Origin of the sequence: uncultured Bacteroides sp., from assembly GCF_958445495.1 — a bacterium.
Classification (GTDB): Bacteria; Bacteroidota; Bacteroidia; order Bacteroidales; family Bacteroidaceae; genus Bacteroides.
Genome location: NZ_CAUCSQ010000005.1, coordinates 24,524 through 43,776, shown reverse-complemented (window position 1 = coordinate 43,776; position 19,253 = coordinate 24,524). Strand labels below are relative to the sequence as shown.

General features: G+C 46.3%; 11 protein-coding genes. 5 read left to right on the top strand and 6 right to left on the bottom strand.

Going from position 1 to position 19,253, the window contains the following annotated elements:
- The first annotated feature begins 44 nt into the window (after positions 1–44).
- The 5 genes from Q5076_RS03020 (at position 45) to Q5076_RS03000 (ending at position 8,852) form a co-directional block, all read left to right on the top strand.
- A complete protein-coding gene (locus Q5076_RS03020; RefSeq protein ID WP_303010753.1) occupies positions 45–1,244 on the top strand; it encodes a glycoside hydrolase family 88 protein in 1,200 nt (399 codons plus the stop codon).
- A gap of 8 nt (positions 1,245–1,252) precedes the next feature.
- On the top strand, positions 1,253–2,224 hold the full coding sequence (locus tag Q5076_RS03015) for a pectinesterase family protein (protein WP_303010752.1): 972 nt from the start codon (positions 1,253–1,255) through the stop codon (positions 2,222–2,224).
- A 44-nt stretch (positions 2,225–2,268) separates the two neighbouring features.
- On the top strand, positions 2,269–4,008 hold the full coding sequence (locus Q5076_RS03010; RefSeq protein WP_303010751.1) for a pectinesterase family protein: 1,740 nt from the start codon (positions 2,269–2,271) through the stop codon (positions 4,006–4,008).
- Between the two features lie 129 nt (positions 4,009–4,137).
- The gene (locus Q5076_RS03005; protein ID WP_303010750.1) at positions 4,138–8,673 is read left to right on the top strand and encodes a two-component regulator propeller domain-containing protein; all 4,536 of its coding nucleotides are present in this window, start codon (positions 4,138–4,140) and stop codon (positions 8,671–8,673) included.
- Between the two features lie 11 nt (positions 8,674–8,684).
- Complete coding sequence (locus Q5076_RS03000; protein ID WP_303010749.1) at positions 8,685–8,852, top strand: hypothetical protein; 168 nt, start codon at positions 8,685–8,687, stop codon at positions 8,850–8,852.
- Here Q5076_RS03000 and Q5076_RS02995 read toward each other — a convergent pair.
- The 6 genes from Q5076_RS02995 to Q5076_RS02970 form a co-directional block, all read right to left on the bottom strand.
- Complete coding sequence (locus Q5076_RS02995; protein ID WP_303010748.1) at positions 8,831–10,327, bottom strand: pectate lyase; 1,497 nt, start codon at positions 10,325–10,327, stop codon at positions 8,831–8,833. The two genes, Q5076_RS03000 and Q5076_RS02995, sit on opposite strands and share 22 nt — an antisense overlap.
- Before the next feature lie 33 nt (positions 10,328–10,360).
- Positions 10,361–12,025 carry a polysaccharide lyase family 1 protein gene (locus Q5076_RS02990; RefSeq protein WP_303010817.1) on the bottom strand — a complete coding sequence of 555 codons (1,665 nt, stop codon included), beginning with the start codon at positions 12,023–12,025 and terminating at the stop codon, positions 10,361–10,363.
- A gap of 41 nt (positions 12,026–12,066) precedes the next feature.
- Positions 12,067–13,632: a polysaccharide lyase family 1 protein gene (locus Q5076_RS02985; protein WP_303010747.1), complete on the bottom strand. Its 1,566-nt coding sequence runs from the start codon at positions 13,630–13,632 to the stop codon at positions 12,067–12,069.
- A gap of 91 nt (positions 13,633–13,723) precedes the next feature.
- Positions 13,724–15,358 (bottom strand): pectinesterase family protein, encoded by a 1,635-nt coding sequence (locus Q5076_RS02980; RefSeq protein WP_303010746.1) that lies wholly within the window; start codon positions 15,356–15,358, stop codon positions 13,724–13,726.
- Positions 15,359–15,432: 74 nt separating this feature from the next.
- On the bottom strand, positions 15,433–17,301 hold the full coding sequence (locus Q5076_RS02975) for a DUF5123 domain-containing protein (RefSeq protein ID WP_303010745.1): 1,869 nt from the start codon (positions 17,299–17,301) through the stop codon (positions 15,433–15,435).
- A gap of 18 nt (positions 17,302–17,319) precedes the next feature.
- Positions 17,320–19,230: a RagB/SusD family nutrient uptake outer membrane protein gene (locus Q5076_RS02970; RefSeq protein ID WP_303010744.1), complete on the bottom strand. Its 1,911-nt coding sequence runs from the start codon at positions 19,228–19,230 to the stop codon at positions 17,320–17,322.
- Between the last annotated feature and the right edge of the window lie 23 nt (positions 19,231–19,253).

Sequence of the window (19,253 nt, the reverse complement as noted above, 5' to 3'; positions counted from 1 at the left end):
TAACGTGAAAAAATACGATGTCGAACCCTTAAAAATAATAAACCATGAGACAAAACTTTCCTTCTGAATTCTTTATGTCGCTGATCGGAATGGCGATGGCTGTTTCGGTGTCGGCGCAACAGGTGAGGCGGGATTTGCCCTGGTCTGTGCGGATGACTCAATCGGAAATGATTCGTTGTCCCGAATCCTGGCAGCTCGATTTCCAGCCTAAGTTGAAGTGGGACTATTGCCACGGCCTGGAGCTGGGAGCCATGCTTGACGTTTACGATGCCTACGGAGATCGGAAAATCCGGGATTATGCCGTTGCTTATGCGGATACGATGGTGCATGAGGACGGAAGCATCATCGCCTATAAGCTGGCGGATTACAGTCTTGACCGCATCAATTCGGGCAAGATTCTTTTCCGGATTTACGAGCAGACGAAAAATCCGAAATACAGAAAAGCCCTTGATTTATTGTATAGCCAGTTCAAAGGCCAGCCGCGCAATGAAGACGGCGGTTTCTGGCACAAAAAGATTTATCCTCATCAGATGTGGTTGGACGGTATTTACATGGGGAGTCCTTTTTATGCGGAGTATGCCTTCCGCAACAACCGTCCGCAAGATTATGCGGACGTAATCAACCAGTTCGTTACTTGCGCGCGCCATACTTACGACCCCCGGAACGGGTTGTACCGCCACGCATGCGATATGAGTCGTACGCAGCGCTGGGCGGACCCGGTGACCGGGCAGTCCCGGCATTGCTGGGGACGGGCGATGGGATGGTATGCGATGGCGTTGGTGGATGTACTCGAATTTATTCCGCTGCATGAGGCGGGGAGGGATTCCCTGCTTGCCATTCTGGACAATGTGGCTGTACAGGTGAAAAAACTCCAGGACCCGAAGACCGGCGGATGGTACCAGGTGATGGACAGGAGCGGTGATAAAGGCAATTATGTAGAATCGTCCTGTTCGGCCATGTTTATTTATACTTTGTTCAAGGCAGTACGTATGGGATACATTGATAAGTCTTATCTGGAGGTCGCATTGAAGGGGTATGAAGGTTTCCTGGATAATTTTATCGAGGTGGATGAAAACGGATTGGTGACCGTCACCAAGGCTTGTGCGGTGGCAGGACTGGGTGGCAAGGTCTACCGTTCCGGCGATTACGATTATTATATTAACGAGGCTGTCCGCGATAATGACCCTAAAGCGGTGGGGCCGTTTATAATGGCTAGTCTGGAATACGAACGTTTACAAAAATGATGCTTGTTATGAAAAAGTTGTTTTTTAAAGGTATGTTGTTGTCTTTACTCCTGGGTGTGGGAGGGGCTGCGGCTTATTCACAGCAACAACAGCGTAAGGATACGTTGGTGGTGGCGCGCGACGGGACGGGTGAATACCGCACTATACAGGAGGCGGTGGAGGCAGTCCGCGCTTTTATGGATTATACGGTGACTATTTATATAAAGAAAGGCACTTATAAGGAGAAACTGGTGATTCCCGCCTGGATAAAGAATGTGCATCTGGTAGGAGAAGGAGCGGAAAACACGGTGATTACTTATGACGACCATGCCAATATTGATAAGATGGGTACTTTCCGTACGCATACGGTGAAAGTGGAGGGTAATGATATTACTTTCAAGGACCTTACGGTTGAAAACAATGCTGCTCCTTTGGGACAGGCGGTAGCCCTTCACACCGAAGGAGACAGATTGATGTTCGTCAACTGCCGTTTTCTGGGCAATCAGGATACTGTTTATACGGGTGCTGAAGGGGCTCGGCTGTTGTTTACCCGTTGTTATATAGAGGGTACGACGGATTTTATATTCGGCCCTTCTACGGCGCTTTTCGAGTATTGCGAGTTGCACAGCAAACGTGATTCGTACATCACCGCCGCTTCTACTCCGCAAAATGTCGAGTTCGGTTATGTTTTTAAGAATTGCAGGCTGACTGCCGCTCCGGGAGTGAAAAAGGTGTATCTGGGACGTCCGTGGCGTCCGTATGCTGCAACGGTTTTTATTAATTGCGAATTTGGCAATCATATCCGTCCCGAAGGATGGCATAACTGGAAGAATCCGGAAAATGAGAAGACAGCCCGGTATGCGGAATTCGGGAATACCGGTGAAGGGGCGGATGTGAAAGGGCGTGTGGCATGGGCGAGGCAACTCACTCGGAAAGAAGCATTGGAATATGTGCCGCAAAATATTTTTCAGGAAAGCAGCAATTGGTATCCTTATAAATAAGGGGTGTTGTTAGGGTGTATTGTGGTAATTTAGACAGACTATGTATGAAAACACAAAGGTATAAGATGTTGTGGCTGTTGGCGGTGGCTTTTGTCCTTTTGCCTGCATTCCGTGCAGACAAGCCGGTTGTCACGATTTTCATGATTGGCGATTCGACGATGGCTGACAAAAAGTTGGATGGAGGGAATCCCGAACGTGGTTGGGGAATGGTGCTTCCCGGTTTCTTCTCCGAAGAGGTGCGGATAGAGAATCATGCGGCGAACGGGCGTAGTTCCAAGAGTTTTATAGATGAGGGGCGTTGGGAGAAAGTAATATCCAGGGTGAAAAAAGGGGATTATGTTTTTATCCAGTTCGGGCATAATGATGAAAAAGCGGATTCAGCACGTCATACCGAGCCCGGCAGTACATTTGACGGCAATCTCCGCCGTTATGTGAATGAGACCCGTGCCAAAGGGGGAATTCCGGTTTTATTCAATTCCATTGTCCGTCGTAATTTTGTCCGGCCGGGAGATGTTGCTATCGCTAAGGATATCCGCAGGACGCCGGGAGAGAAAGAACTGCCGCGGGAGGGGACAGTTTTGTTTGATACTCATGGGGCTTATCTGGACTCTCCGCGTAATGTGGCGAAGGAGTTGGGAGTTGCATTTGTTGATATGAACCGGATTACTCATGACTTGGTGCAAGGTTTGGGACCGGAAGAATCCAAAAAACTGTTTATGTTTGTTGAGCCGGGTAAAGTGCCGGCTTTTCCGAAGGGGCGTGAGGACAATACTCATCTGAATGTTTATGGGGCGCGTACAATTGCCCGGCTGGCGGTGGATGCCATTGCCGAAGAAGTTCCCGGATTGGCGGAATATGTCCGCCATTATGATTATGTTGTAGCGAAAGACGGGAGCGGTGATTTCTTTACGGTGCAGGAGGCGATTGATGCGGTTCCCGATTTCCGTAAGAATGTGCGTACTGTCATTCTGGTCCGCAAGGGAATTTATAAGGAAAAGGTTGTGATTCCGGAGTCTAAGATTAATGTTTCCCTGATTGGAGAGGAGGGAGCCGTACTGACGAATGATGATTTCGCCGACAAGAAGAATGTGTTTGGCGAGAATATGGGGACTTCCGGTTCGTCCAGTTGTTACATCTATGCTCCCGATTTTTATGCAGAAAACATCACCTTTGAGAATTCATCAGGTCCCGTAGGACAGGCAGTGGCGTGCTTTGTTTCTGCCGACCGTGCTTTTTTTAAGAACTGCCGTTTCCTTGGCTTCCAGGATACTCTCTACACATACGGAAAGCAGAGCCGCCAATATTACGAAGATTGCTACATCGAAGGAACAGTCGATTTTATTTTCGGTTGGTCTACGGCGGTTTTCAACCGTTGCCATATCCACAGCAAGCGTGACGGTTATGTGACTGCTCCTTCCACCGATAAAGGGAAAAAATACGGTTATGTGTTCTATGACTGCAAGCTGACTGCTGAACCGGAGGCTACGAAAGTCTACCTTTCCCGTCCCTGGCGTCCGTATGCGCAGGCTGTATTTATCCGTTGCGAACTGGGGAAACATATTCTTCCTGTTGGCTGGAATAATTGGGGGAAGAAAGAAAACGAAAAGACAGTCTTCTATGCCGAATACGAGAGCCGGGGCGAAGGGGCGAATCCGGAAGCGCGCGCCGCTTTCTCCCGTCAGTTGGAAAGTCCGGAAGGGTATGAGATGGAAACTGTCCTGGCGGGTGAGGACGGATGGAATCCGGTAAGAGACGGGAACCGGCTGGTGACAGTGAAACGTTGACTTCATGGCGGCCGGGGGAAAGGAATCAGTCCGGCTGATTCTGCGGAATGGCCCGATTCGGTAAAATAGCCGTTGAAGATTAGCCGAAGTATGAGTATTTTTCTATCTTTACGCCAAGAACCGAGTGATATGATAAAGAAAATCTTGATTTCTATATTTTTATTGCTGGCTATTGTATTCACAACACATGCGCAGCAGCACTGTTTTTTCACCCATTATTCGACTGAAGACGGATTGTCGCAGAATACGGTCATGAATATTCTGCAGGACCATAAGGACAATCTCTGGTTTGCCACTTGGGACGGTATCAACCGTTTTGACGGATATACTTTCAAAACTTATAAGGCGCGGCAGGGGAATTATATCAGCCTGACCAATAATCGGGTGGACCGGATGTATGAAGACTGTTACGGGTTTCTCTGGCTGCTGACTTATGACAACCGCGTTCACCGTTTCAATCCGAAAACGGAGGCTTTCGAGCAAGTGCCTGCTGCCGGTGAGGAAGGGAGCACATTCAATGTGCATACTGTTGAGGTCATGTCGAACGGGACGGTATGGTTGTTGACGGAAAACGACGGTGCGATTCGTATCCTCACTTGTCCGGATGAGGATTATCGTTTGACATGTGATATTTATTCTGCCAAGACGGGCTTGTTTCCTTCTTTGCATGTCTTCAAGGTTCATCAGGACAGAGACGGCAATGACTGGTTGCTGACAGATAACGGGTTGGGTATGATTCGTCCCGGAGGGAAAGAACCGGATTCTTATTTTACGGAAACCAGAGGCCGGTTCGGCGGGATGAATCAGGCTTTTTATGCTGTGCAGGAGCGGGATGAGGATATTTGTTTCGCATCGAATCATGGGCGTATCTGGTCTTACCGGAAAGAAAGCGGGGAATTTACGCTTTTCGAACTGCCGACAAAAGGACGGATTACTTCGATTCATCCGGTACGGCAGGATGTATCTGTCGTTACTACTGATTCGGACGGTTTTTTTACCTATGATTTAAAAACAAAGAAATTTGTACATTATTCTTTCCTGACTTGCAAGGAACTGCCTGCCAGACCGATTCTTTCCGCTTACGTAGATCGTTCTTCGGAAGTCTGGTTCGAACAGGAGGAACCGGGCGTTGTGGCTCATTTCAATCCTGAGACCGGAGTGGTGACATGTGAACGGCTTTTTATCGAGTACAGCAATCCGGAGCGTTCACGGCCGGCTTTCCACATCCATGAGGATGTGAACGGGTATCTTTGGGTGCATCCTTATGGAGGAGGTTTTTCCTATTTTGATCCGAAACAGAAAAAGTTGCTCCCTTTTTATAACGGCCTGGGTAGCCGTGATTGGCGTTTTTCCAATAAAATCCACTCGGCTTTTTCCGATAAGCAAGGTAATTTATGGCTTTGTACCCATTCCAAAGGATTGGAGAAAGTTACTTTTCGTAATGTGCCTTTTTCGATGATGACTCCGGTGCCGCATGAGTATGAATCGTTGCATAATGAGGTGCGTGCGTTGTGTGAGGATAAATTGGGCAATCTTTGGGTGGGGTTGAAAGACGGTATGTTACGTGTGTATGGCGCTGACAAGGCTTATAAAGGATATCTGACTGAAACCGGTGTTATTTCCGCTACCGGTGTTCCGATGCGGGGAACAGCTTATTTTGTTATTCAGGATTCGAGGGGAGTTATCTGGATTGCAACCAAAGGAGACGGGCTTGTTCGTGCCGAACCTTGTTCGCCGGATGGGATGTCTTATAAACTGACCCGTTATCTTCATCATGAAGAGGATATGTATAGTTTGAGCGATAACAATGTGTATTGCGTGTATGAGGACCGGCACGGCCGTATCTGGGTTGCTACTTTTGGGGGAGGTATCAATTATATTACGGAAAGTGAGGAAGGAAAGACTTTGTTTATCAATCATCGGAACAATTTGAAGGGCTATCCTATCGATCCTTGTTATAAGGCACGTTTTATCACTTCTGACAGTACCGGCCGCCTATGGGTGGGAACCACTACGGGAGCCGTTGCTTTCGACGAGGACTTCGAGAAACCGGAAGATGTGCGTTTTTATCATTTCTCCCGCGTGCCGAATGATACGCAGAGCTTGAGCAACAATGACGTACACTGGATTATTCCCACCAGGGATAAAGAACTTTATCTGGCTACGTTCGGAGGAGGGCTTAATAAATTGGTGTCCGTCAGCAAAGAGGGGCATGGGACGTTCAAATCTTATTCGGTGAAAGACGGGCTTTCTTCGGATGTCCTGCTTTCCATTCGTGAAGATCATAAGCGGAACTTGTGGATTAGTACGGAGAACGGAATTTGTAAATTCAATCCGTCGGAAGAGCGTTTCGAAAGTTTTGACGAGCGTAGCATAACTTTTCCTGTACGTTTCAGTGAAGCCGCCTCGGTATCGACGTCCGGAGGAAGTCTCTTGTTTGGTGCCAGTGGAGGAATTTTCATGTTCAATCCGGATTCTATCCGTAAGAGCGGTTACATACCGCCTATCGTGTTTTCTAAGTTGACGGTGGCTAATGAGGATGTTGTTCCCGGAGATGGCAAATCTTTGTTGGAGGTGGATATCGATGATACGGGCAAGTTGGTGCTTTCACATGACGAGAATATTTTTTCCGTCCACTTTGCGGCTTTGGATTATACCAATCCGCAAAATGTGCAGTATTCGTATATTCTGGACGGGTTCGAGAAACAATGGACGTTTGCCGACAAACAACGTAGTGTGACATATACGAATTTGCCGAAGGGGGAATATGTGCTTCGTGTCCGTTCTACGAATAGCGACGGGGTGTGGGTGGACAACGAACGTACGCTGGATATCGTCATTCTGCCTTCTTTTTGGGAAACTCCGGTGGCGTATGTGCTTTACGTGCTTTTCATCTTGATTATTATCCTGGTGGCGGTTTATATCCTCTTTACTATTTATCGGTTGAAACATGAAGTATCTGTAGAACAGCAGATTTCAGATATTAAGCTGCGTTTTTTTACTAATATATCCCACGAGTTGCGTACACCGCTCACACTGATAGCCGGACCGGTAGAACAAGTGTTGAAAAATGACAGGTTGCCGGCGGATGCCCGCGAGCAGTTAATGGTGGTTGAAAGGAATACTAACCGCATGCTGCGTTTGGTGAATCAGATTCTGGATTTCCGTAAAATTCAGAATAAGAAAATGAAAATGCAGGTGCAACGTGTGGATATTGTGCCTTTTATCCGTAAGGTGATGGATAATTTCAAGGCTGTTGCCGAAGAACACCGGATTGACTTTTTATTTGAAACGGAAAAAGAACATCTCTGTCTTTGGGTGGATGCGGACAAACTGGAAAAAATCGTGTTTAATTTGCTTTCCAATGCATTCAAGTACACTCCGAACGGCAAAATGATAACGATTTTCATTCGTGAAGATGAAAATACGGTTTCTGTCGGCGTGCAAGACCAAGGTATCGGCATTGCTGAAAATAAGAGAAAATCGTTGTTTGTCCGTTTCGAGAATTTGGTTGACAGGAACTTGTTTAATCAGGCTAGTACAGGTATCGGGCTTTCGTTGGTAAAGGAGTTGGTGGAGATGCATAAGGCTACCATTTCTGTTGATAGCCGTTTGGGTGAAGGGAGTTGTTTTAAGGTGGATTTTTTGAAAGGGAAAGACCATTATGATAAGGAAACGGAATTTATTCTTGAGGATTCCGATGCTCCGGTGAGAATGGGACAGGTGGTGGATATTGCCAATTCATCGCTTCAGTCTGAAAGCCTAATGCCGGAGGATTCCGTTTTGGAGAACATTTCTTCCGGGGAAGGCCGGGAAGAGGGAGATAACTCCAGGGAACTGATGCTGTTGGTGGAAGATAATCTGGAATTACGTGGATTTTTGCGCAGTATCTTTATTCCGATGTATCGGGTCGTGGAAGCGGCGGACGGAGCGGAGGGACTCGATAAGGCGTTGAAATATCTGCCGGATATTGTCATCAGCGATGTGATGATGCCGGAAAAGGACGGTATCGAAATGGTACGTGAGTTGCGGGCGGATATGACGACCAGTCATATACCTGTCATTCTGCTTACTGCCAAGACAACTATTGAAAGTAAGTTGGAGGGATTGGAATATGGTGCGGATGATTATATAACGAAACCGTTTAGCGCCATCTATCTGCAGGCCCGTGTTGAGAATCTGTTGGTGCAGCGTAAGAAATTACAGAATTTTTATCGGGACAGCCTGATGCATATCAATATGACTGCTTCCGGTTCCGCTGCCGTCTCTGTGTTGTCGATACCGGAGGAAACCGGGCAGCCTGAACCGGAACCGAGTGTCCCCGATATGTCGCCTAATGACCGCAAGTTTATGGATAAATTGTTGGAATTGATGGAGCGGAACATGGATAACGGTGAGTTGGTGGTAGATGATTTGGTGCGGGAACTGGCGGTTAGCCGTTCGGTGTTTTTTAAGAAGTTGAAAACACTTACCGGACTTGCTCCGATTGAATTTATTAAGGAAATGCGTATCAAGCGTGCTGCTCAGTTAATTGAAACGGGAGAGTTTAATATGACCCAGATTTCGTATATGGTAGGCATTAATGATCCCCGTTACTTCAGTAAATGCTTTAAGGCTCAGGTTGGCATGACTCCGACGGAATATCGGGATAAAGTAGGAAAATAGCCGGAAAGGAAATGGAAAAGAGTGTATCCGGGGGAGATGGAATGACGGGATATAAAGGTTGTCGTCTGGAGGGCATTGGAGATGTTTTTCCTGTTTCGGATGAGGGAGGATGCGGAGTTTTCCCTGCTTTCCGGAAGAAGGCAGGGAAAATGGGAGGCTATTTTTGGGGGAATAAGTGATTTACCAGGCTATTCATATATATCTCCAGGTTGGTGTATTCGGGGTTTAAATTATATTTGGAACCGTCCGATGGATCATTGGGGTTAAGATTGTGTTCCTTTTCCCATTCGTCCGGCATACCGTCTCCGTCTGTGTCTGCCGGGGCAGGGTCCGACTTGTATTCGGGCCATCCTCCTACATCCGAAGGCTGGTCAATCATTCCGTTCGTACTTCCGTGGGAACCTTCGTAAGTATAAGTGCCTTTACGGGTTTCTTCTACAATGCGCCGGTCTACGGCATCACGGCGATAAGACGCTCCGGCAAATTGAAGAACGTCTTTATAAGCTTTCTTTGCCGGTTGTAATGACGTGTGTTCGGCAATGTCGAATGGCTGTTTGGAAAGTACTTCTTTTTCGGCGGCAAAATCTTTTCTGATAACCAGTCCGTAGGAATTATCCATGTTTACTTTATAAAGGGCTTCTTTTTGCTTGTCTGTCAGTTTCGGGCAGGTGGGAGACATGTAGTTGCCTTTGAAATAGAATATTCCGTGAACACCTGCTGTATTGTTGTTTTTTCCATCGTCGGCATAAGCTGTAAACAAGCGTTTGAAGGAACTTTTGGTTGCGCTGAAAGGTCCCGGTTTATAGTAATTGTTGATAAAGTTGTAAGAGCCTCCTTCGCCGGCGTATGCACCGGCACTGCCGTAATTGTAAATTACGTTGTTGAATAATTCCACCTTTTCATCTTCCGGCCGGCCGGTGTAACGGCTGCCGCAGAGACGCGGGGTGCGGTTGGTGTGGTGGGCAAGCAGGTTGTGGTGGAAGGTTGCGGGTTGTCCTCCCCAGATACCGCCATATCCGTGCGCTCCTTTCTCATGAATGGAGTTTGCCAGGCTTTCGCTGATGATACACCATTGGAGGGTAAAGTAGCGGTTATCGTAAAATGTGGCACATTCGTCCGTACACCAACTCATGGAACAATGGTCTATGATGATGTTCCGGCAGGCTTTAGTTCCGTTCATGGCATCATCGCCTTTTTGCTTGATATCAGCTCCCATGCGTGAACGGATGAAACGGACGATTACATTGTCTGCCTGAACGGAAAATGTATAATTTTTCAGGCAGATACCGTCTCCCGGTGCTGTTTGTCCTGCAATAGTCACATCACCATTGTTTATTTTCAGGGCTTTTTGCAGTTCGATGATTCCGCTGACTGCAAAGACGATGGTACGTGGCCCTTTTTGGTTGACAGCCCAACGGAAAGTTCCTTCGGAACCGTCGTCGGCCAATGACGTGACTGTGTACACTGTACCGCCGGCTCCTCCTACGGTGTATTTTCCTGCTCCGTCGGCACCGGGAAAGGCCGGGATTTTGGAACGGTCGGGAGTGAGATACTCTTTTAAAATTGTCTCATCCGGAATTGCAGGTCGCATGGCTTGGCTCATGAGAGGGAAAGCCAGTACCAGGCTGCAAATTGCTAATAGGTTCTTTTTCATTCTTGACTGGGATTTGGGGTAAATTTACTAAATTTATTCTACAACGCTGCCGCCTGTCGCACCGTTTTTCATGATTTCGTGTACCAGGCTGTTGAGGTACATTTCCAGATTGGTATATTTCCCGTTTTTGTCGACTGTTTTTTCTTTTCCGTCAGCCGATTTCTTGGGATTCAGGCCGTATTCTTCTTCCCGATAGTCGGGAATGCCGTCGCCGTCCGTATCTTTTATGTTTACCTCCGTTACGGATGTCAGTACATCGTAAGGATTGCTTATTCCTAATGCGGCACAGACATCTTTGGGGTCGTTTATATAGCCTTTACTGTTTGGAGAACATCCTTCCAGATGGCTCCATTTGTCTGTGTTTCCTGTACAACTGGCTTCTCTGTGTTGTACGTCATAGATAATCAGTTTGTCAATTTTATCCCGGTAGTTGCAGGCTCCTGCATTTTCCAATACCCGGTTGTAGGCTTCGTCTGCCGTATGCGTTGTTACATATCCCGCTGTTGTGATCGGTGAATTTGACTTGATTCGGGTACGTTGGTTCCAGAGTTCATCGGTCGCACAGTTGTTTTTAGTCATTTGGCTGAATACTCCGTCTGTCCAGTTGTCATTTGTCACGGATGTATTTTCTGCTACTTTGTTGCCGTTGATGTAGAATTTGCCCCATGTCTGAAGCCAGTTGCCGTATTTGTCTTTACCGGAATAATTCGAGGGATAAACGTCCGATTTGGCAATGCGGTATGAACGTCCGGATTTGGCTTGGTCGGTGGCAGGACCCGGTTTGTAGTAATTGTTCACGATATTTACCTGTTGTGCTTCACCTCCGTAACAACCTTCGCCTCCCCAGTTGTAGTAGACATTGTTGCGTATATCTACCCGTTCTCCGTCGTTATTATCCAGTGCCAGCGTTGTGTAGCGTGGGCCGAGGCGGGGGACCCGGCTTTCGCAGTGTGCAATCAGGTTATGGTGGTAAGAGGCGTTGTGTCCACCCCAATTGCCGCCGTATCCGTGTGAAGAGAATTTTCCTTTGTTGGCATTGATTTTTGCATCCGTTACACGTAAAGCTTGAGCAGCCAGACACCATTGTACGGTGGAATTCTGCATGCCGTAAACTGAAAGGCATTCGTCCGTACACCAGCTTGTGGAACAATGGTCGATAATGATGTTTTGTTTGTCACTTCCTCCTAGCGCATCACAGTCTATGTCTGTATTGCCGGGACGGAACCGTATAAAGCGGATGATGACGTTATTGGAATTGATTGTGAAGGGATAATCGGCTATGCATATTCCGCCGGGTGAGGTTTGTCCGGCAATAGTCAGATCGTCTTTCTGTGTTTTAAGTTCTGCTTTCAGATGAATCGTCCCCGATATGTCGAAGACAATTGTTTTAGGACCGTTTTGTTTCATTGCCCAACGCAAGCTTCCGGTCGTATTTCCGCTTGCATCGTCTTCGAGATTGGTTACGTGGTAGACATTTCCGCCACGTCCTCCGGTCGTGTTGCGTCCATGCCCTTCTGCGTATGGAAAAGCCAGGAGTTCTCCATAATCCAATTGTTTTACCGTATTTGAAGAACTTCCGCCGTCTGTTCCCGGATTTTCCGGTTCATCTGTATGGTTGTCAGAGGAACATGCTATTGCACATATCCCCATCATGCCGAATAACATGGCTACATGATATAAATAGAGTTTTTTCATAATCGTTTTGGAATATTTGTATGGAATGAGGTCCGGAAATCCTGTCAGTTTGGATATAATGTCTCCACCAAGCTGTTGAGGTAAACTTCCAGATTGGTATATGATTTACTTAATGTATATTTGGCGCCGTCGGATGCACTTCTCGGATTCAGCCCGTTTGCTGTTTCCCATTCATCCGGTATGCCGTCGCCATCGGTATCTTTCGGGCCGTTCTCTTTTTTATATTCGGGCCATCCGCCTACATCGCTTGCTTTGTCGATTAGCCCGTATTCGCTTCCTTTACTGCCGTCGGCTGTGAAGTCTCCGTTGCGGACATTGGCAATGATGCGTTTGTCCACATTATCATATTTCAGGGAAGCGCCGGCGTAGTTCAATACGGATTCGTATGCGTCTTTGGCCGATTGAGTGAACTCGGATACGTCTTCGGTGATTGTAAATTCTTTGTTTGCCCGGAGCGCTTCTTTTCCTCCGTCAGGCAATTGGGCTTCTTCCGTTTCATTGGGATGTAAACCTTCCCAATTATCATGATTTACGGCAGCAAGTAAAGATTTGTATTCAGGATTCAGGGTGGGGCACGTATCGTCGAAATAGTTACCTTTCAGGTAGAAACTTCCCCATACTCCTTTGGAATTTTTGTTTGTACCGTCGTCGCCGTTCGGTTGAAAAATCCGGTTTACAATGTTTCTTTTGGTATTGGTGGAGGGACCTGGTTTATAATAGTTGTTTATAAAATTATAATTTCCTCCTTCACCTGCATATCCGCCGTTTGTCGGTCCCCAATTATAAAATACGTTGTTGCGTAAATCCACTTTTTCATTTCCCGGTTTTCCCGTGTAGCGGCTTCCGCATAAACGGGGGGTGCGACTGCTGTGGTGTGCCAGCAGATTGTGGTGGAATGTAGCGGGCGAACCTCCCCAAATTCCTCCGTAACCGTGATATCCCTTGCTGTGTACCGAACGGTTCAGACTTTCACTGATGATGCACCATTGCATGGTAAAATCGGTATTGTCATAGAAAGAGGCGCATTCGTCAGTGCTCCAGCTCATGGAACAATGGTCGATAATGATGTTTTTATGCTGTTTTCCCCACAAAGCGTCACCGCTGTCAGCCTCTTTTTCCGTGGTAAAATTGTCGGAACCCATGCGGAAGCGCATGAAACGGATGATTACATTGTCTGCTTGTACGGATACGGGATGTCCTTTCAGGCAAATGCCGTCACCCGGTGCGCTTTGGCCGGCAACCGTTACGTCGCCGTTAGTTATTTTCAGGGGACTTTGCAACTCTATCAGTCCGCTTACTGCAAATACAATCATGCGTTTTCCCGAACGGCTTAACGCATAGCGCAAAGTGCCTTCGGCCATGTTATCTTCCAGGGAAGTAACTGTATAAACTGTTCCGCCCGCACCTCCTGTAGTGTAACGTCCCGCTCCGTAGGCGCCGGGAAAGGCGTCACGCGGTTCGTCAGAGGCATTGTTACCGTTTTCATTTGGGGTTTCTTCGATGTCTTGCCCCGGTATGTCATTGTTGTTGCCGGGGTCTTCGCTGCTGCAGGCAATTGTGAGATTGAACAAGCAGAAACAGAATAATCCCGTTTTGATGAATTTAAACATATAGCTTATTTTAAAAACAGAGTTCTTTGTCTTATACGCTGTATCGGTTGATGGTGTGGGTGACAAAGAACTCATTCTGATTTTATTGGTTTTATTCGCTTATCGTGCCGTATTGGCTTACGGTTTTCACCGTATAGATATTTCCTTCATCCGTATTAGTTAGCGTAACTGCCGTATCTGTCGTTTGTCCTGCGTAGTTGCCATTCATGAAAACGAGATAACCGGCTGCACCTGATACGTCATCCCATGTCAGTTCGTTTCCGTTCATGGTTATGTTGGCTGGTGCTGGAAGGGGAGTTTCTATATATTGTTTCGGATTCCAACCGTCGGTAGCGATAATATTGCCATAGGTATATCGTGCGGCCTCGGTTGGTGTGAGTACGGAGCTTGTGAATGAGACGTTCCCTGAAGTGATTGTTTTGCCTTCTGTTGAGATAACTGTCCCGTTTTTGTCTACTGTGTTGTATTCGGCGAACAGAGTCGGTATCTCACCGCCGTATCCCCAATGTGAATCAATGATATCCATTTCCAGTTTTGTATTTATCCAGACGGCTTTAGCCGTTGTTGACTGTGAACGTCCGAGTGAGAATCTGATGTCTTCCCCGCTGACGGTACAATCTTTTATGACGTAACCGCATTTCTCATTTGTATTGGTACGTGAGGCTGTGATGACACTTCCTCCGTCATTACCTGTATTATAGAACGTACTGTTTTCAATAAGTACGTCTCCGCTTCCCCAGATGTAGTCGGTGTGTCCCTCAATCCATGAATTGTAGACGTATGCACGGTGGGAACCGGTATTGTCCCAGTAACGGGTCCACCAGGTATCTTGATAAGATACGAGCAAACAGTTGTTCAATGTAAATCGGTCTTCGCGGTTGATTAAGGCTTCCGCTTGTCCGTTTTTGCCTAATCCGCCGGTATAACGGTTTGAGAAGGCGCCGTAGAGATTGATAATTGACAGGTTTGCAGCGTAGAAGTCTGTCGCTTCGATTAAGACGACAGTGTTTTGGTCTGTACTGTATCCTGCTTTACGGGCGGGTGAATTTTCGTTGAAAATGGAGTAGGGCCAACTTGTTGTATTGTCGGAATCTTCCACGCGATTCACTGCATACTGGATTTTGACGCCTTCGCGGCTTTCACCGATTAAATGGATGAACGTTTTGTTTTTATTTACTCGTACGCATTCGTTGTAGGTTCCGTTGGCGATAAAAATCTTATAAGGACTGGTACATTCTCCCGGAACAGCGTCAATAGCGGCCTGTACGGTTGTAAAATCTCCGTTCCCCTTCGAATCGACTATGGCGTCAAAGACTTTTCCGCCTCCTGAGATTTCGGATTTGGCGGTAAAACTCAGAAAGAAGTCTTCGTTGTAGGGTCTTCCTTGCATATCGGTCAGTGCCCCGGCAGGAATCTCGAAAGTGCATTCTTTGTTCTCCATATCTGAGAATGTGTAGCGGACTTTCTCATAATTGATAGATACACGCACTGTTCCGCCGTTGAAATAGATTTCCGTATCCGGGGCTTGGCGCATCGCTTTGTTGAACACAAGTTCCACATATCCGTTGGGGCCTACTACATCACCTTCATTGATATTTTGTGAAATCAGGACAGGATTGCTTGTGTCTTCTGCTTCGTCATTGTCTTTGCAGGAAGTGCTGACGAAAAGCAGCAAGAACAAAAGTAAAAGCTCACTTATTGTATAGATTGATTTTGTATTCATCATATTTTTTGCTTTTAGGGAAGTTTCTTCACCAAACTTAAAACCGACTGGCGAAGAAACTTGCATTTTTTATTTAGTTATTTGTTCCAACGCGGGTCGCCGACTCTGTTTTCTTCAGAAACGTCTGTTCCGAAAGTCAGGTCTTCGTTGGCTCCGTTAGGGAATAATTGGTCGGAAGTCAGGGAAAGGACAGTATAGTCTTTTCCCCAGTCGGAAGTATTGAATGTGAAGTCGGAAGCTTTGTACAAACCGTTTACGACGAGGGAGGAAGGTGCCTTTTTATAGAATGGGCTGATTCCTCCTTTAGCAAATAATACGTTGGAGATTATGATTGCTGAATCGTCTGTATCTCTGAATATGGCATCGCTTGCGGACATATCATAGAATGTACAGTCTTTGATTGTTACCGTACTGTTTTGTCCGGATTTGTGGCGTATGAACTGAGAGGCTTTGGCTCCTTTGGCTGTGATGACGGAAGTGTTGGAAACCATTAAATCAATGGAAGTCAAGATCACTTTGTCGGAAAGAAGCAAGCCGTAATGATTGGAGGTTGCCGCTCTTCCCAGCCCTTTAATGATACAGTCGTCAATAGTGACGGCCATCGCATCGGTTGTGCTTGCATTCATCCGGACTATACCGCGGATATCAGTGATTGTACATGATGTGACTTCTATTTCTTTGATACATCCGGAAGAATTATTCTGATAAATCAGGGTGGTATTTCCTTCGTCTGTAATATTCAGGTTATGGAATTCTACTTTTTCGCATATTCCGCTGGCGCCTATTCCTTTTTTAATAGTCATATTAACTTGTTCTTCTTTATTGTCTCCCCAGAAAATCAAGTGGGTTATGCCGGAAGGAATGCTTTCTTCTTCTTGTGCAAATGTTTCTGTTCCGGAAACATTGATTAAGATTTTTCCAGTGAGATTGTCCCAATCGGCAAGTGCTTCTTCCCATGTCATTTCCCTATATCCGGCCGGTTTTCCTTTTTGGGTCGTAAAGGTGATGCGGGAACAGATTGCGCCGTTTACAAAAGCGTATGCCGTGTATTCTGTGCTGGACGCTAGGCCTGTGATATTGACCTGATGGGCGGATATTTCTTCTTGTGACAGTTTGATGCCGGATTCCGGTACTCCTTCGCTGGAAAGGATACATGCGTACTCGTCTACATCTACTGTTGTTTCCCAGGAGAATACGGCAGAATTATCGGTAACATTGCTAATTTCGGATTCTATTTCTAGTCCGGGGATTGTAATTGTCTGTGAACCGCGGAGGGTATTGCCGTTATAAATGCCAATCGTGTACTCGCTGAATGTTTTCAGGTTTTCAATCCATGCTTCACCGGCAGTAATTTCTTCTGCCGATATGTTCCGTAGGATACTTTCTGTGGTGCCGGTTTCCGTTATTTCAAAATGGTCTACCGTCAGTCCGGCTTCCCACGACATACGTACTTTTCCCTGGCCTTCGGGTAAATCTTCGGCAGAGGGAGTGTTTAGAATGGCTTCTTCTTTGACGGATTCGAAGGTTTTCTTATAATTGACCCAAAGGGATTCTTTTTCACCGGAAATTGATTTGATACGTAGGTAATAGGTCGTGTTTACATTAAGATTTTCCATTGTGTATGGAGGTTGCTTGATGCGGTTGGCTGGATCGTTACCATAAACTATATTTCCGTTCTCCTCCGAACCCATCGGTGTTTCATCAGTCATTTCGTTCGGACTGATTTCAATAATGTAATAGTCTGTGTTTTGTGTAGGACTCCATGTCACCACTGCCCTGGCTACTTTACTGTCGGCTTCTACGCTGATTCCGTTTTCATCGGTTCCGAAAGGACGGTTGTAGGAGGAATCAATATCCCAATCACTTTTTTCTGTACACGAAGATACAGCCCAAGAGGAGAGGAGTATGAAAACTCCCATTCCTAGTATGTTTTTTATATTCTTCATTATTTTACGATTTAAAGATTAATCAGAATAACCATACGAATTATGCAATTTGCCGTTTGAAGTGGAGATGGTTGTGGATGCAATCGGCAATAGATAGCGATTTTTCACGCGGTTGTTCAGCCCGCTTGAGATACTCGGTAGATTTACTTTCAGATTTTTCTGTTCTTTGTCGGTTGTTTCCGCACCGAAGAAACTTTTGTTTTCATATTCCCCGCCTAACTTGCTGCCGAATACGAGAGAGGTCATGTCAATATACATCGGATTGTCTGTACGGTATTTGTAGTTTACATACTGTGGATAGGTTCCATTATATACCGCATTGGTATATTCGTCTTTGAATTCATCTATTTTTTCGCTTAACAGATTCCAGCGGATTAAGTCGAATTTGCGTACGCCTTCACCTGCCAGTTCCCATGCGTTTTCATCGACAATGGCTTCAAAGAAATCATTTTGCATCAATGCTTGCCAGGCGGCATCACGTTTGTCCGTATCCGTGAAAGCACGGTCATGTACTTCTTTTAAAGCCGCCGTAGCTGTCAGTGTACAACCTTTACCCGTGGCATTTTTTCCGTAGAGTTCGTTCACTACCTCGGCATACATCAGTAATACTTGCGGATAACGCATTTTCACTACATTGATGCCTGAACATACTTTCTGGTCGCTGGCTAATACGGCCGCATACCATTCTGTGTTTTCCATCATTTTGCGGTAATCCCATTTTCCACAGTAAATCCCGAAAGGTGAGTTTCCTAACATGTATTCTTTAAATTCTTTGGTGTTCTTGTCTGTGGAAAGTTGTGAAATGGCGCAAGTCAGTTCGCGGCGTACATCCCCGTCGTCAAATGATAAATAATAAGGAGCTGTCAACTTCAGTTTGCCGGATGAATTCCCTTTCGGGCCGAACAATGAGCTGGCTCCGTTTATACGATATCCGATTGTGTATCCTAATTCGCCGCTTTTATTCAGACCCATAGGGATTTCAAACAGGTTTTCCTGATAAGTCTGGTCGAGTTGGCTGATGTTCATTAAACGCCAGTATTCTTCTACAGAAGGATTCAACCGATGTTTTCCAGAATTAATCACAGCGGTCAGGTGGGTTTCTGCCAGTTCGTATAATTCTTTGCGTTTGGTATCGCTACACCGCTGAGTCGGGAAGTTGGGGTCGCTGTTATCTCCATTGACGTATCCTTCTTTCGCCTGTTCGCGGATGGCGTATCCGGCGCGTGTCATCGCCATGTTAGCCAATAAGGCATGTGCATAGCCTTTTGTGACATGTTCGGTCGTGTAGCTTTCTTCACCGGCCCAGGGCAGATATTCGATGGCTTCGTCAAGTTCGTCGAGCAGTTCGTCCATGATAATATCACGGTCTGTCTTGCCGATGTAAACGTTGGATAAATCGCTGTTGGAAGATTCTGTCTTGAAAGGTATGTCGCCGAATAAGCGAATCAGGTCGAAATAGACCATTGCACGCAATGTTACGGCTTCGGCACGAAATCTTAACATGCTGGTACGGGTTTCTCCTTCTTGTTGTATCAACTGGCTGTTGTTTATACCGTCTACTACCAGGTTTGCATTTTCAATAACCCCGTACATGGCATCCCATACTTTCGAGAGTTGCGACCATCCTGGGTTGGCATTGTAATTCATGTTGCCGCGTTCGCTGGATGTGTTGCTTGCATCGGAACCTAGCCCGTCAATCAGTTCGCAGTCGGTATTGGTCCCGGCAATAATGGGTAGGAAGTTGGAATAGGTCTGGTCTTGTGTTAGGCTGCCGTAAACTTTGTTGAGTGCCAGCTCTGTATAATAGGCATTGTTGAAGGTCGATTCATTGTCCAGTTCAGACGGTGAAGTCTGGTTCAGAAAATCCGAACAGGAAGACAAGGTTGCCAGTCCCAGTCCGAGGAATAATGTTTTATATATGTATTTCATACAATCGGTCTTTTTATGTTGTT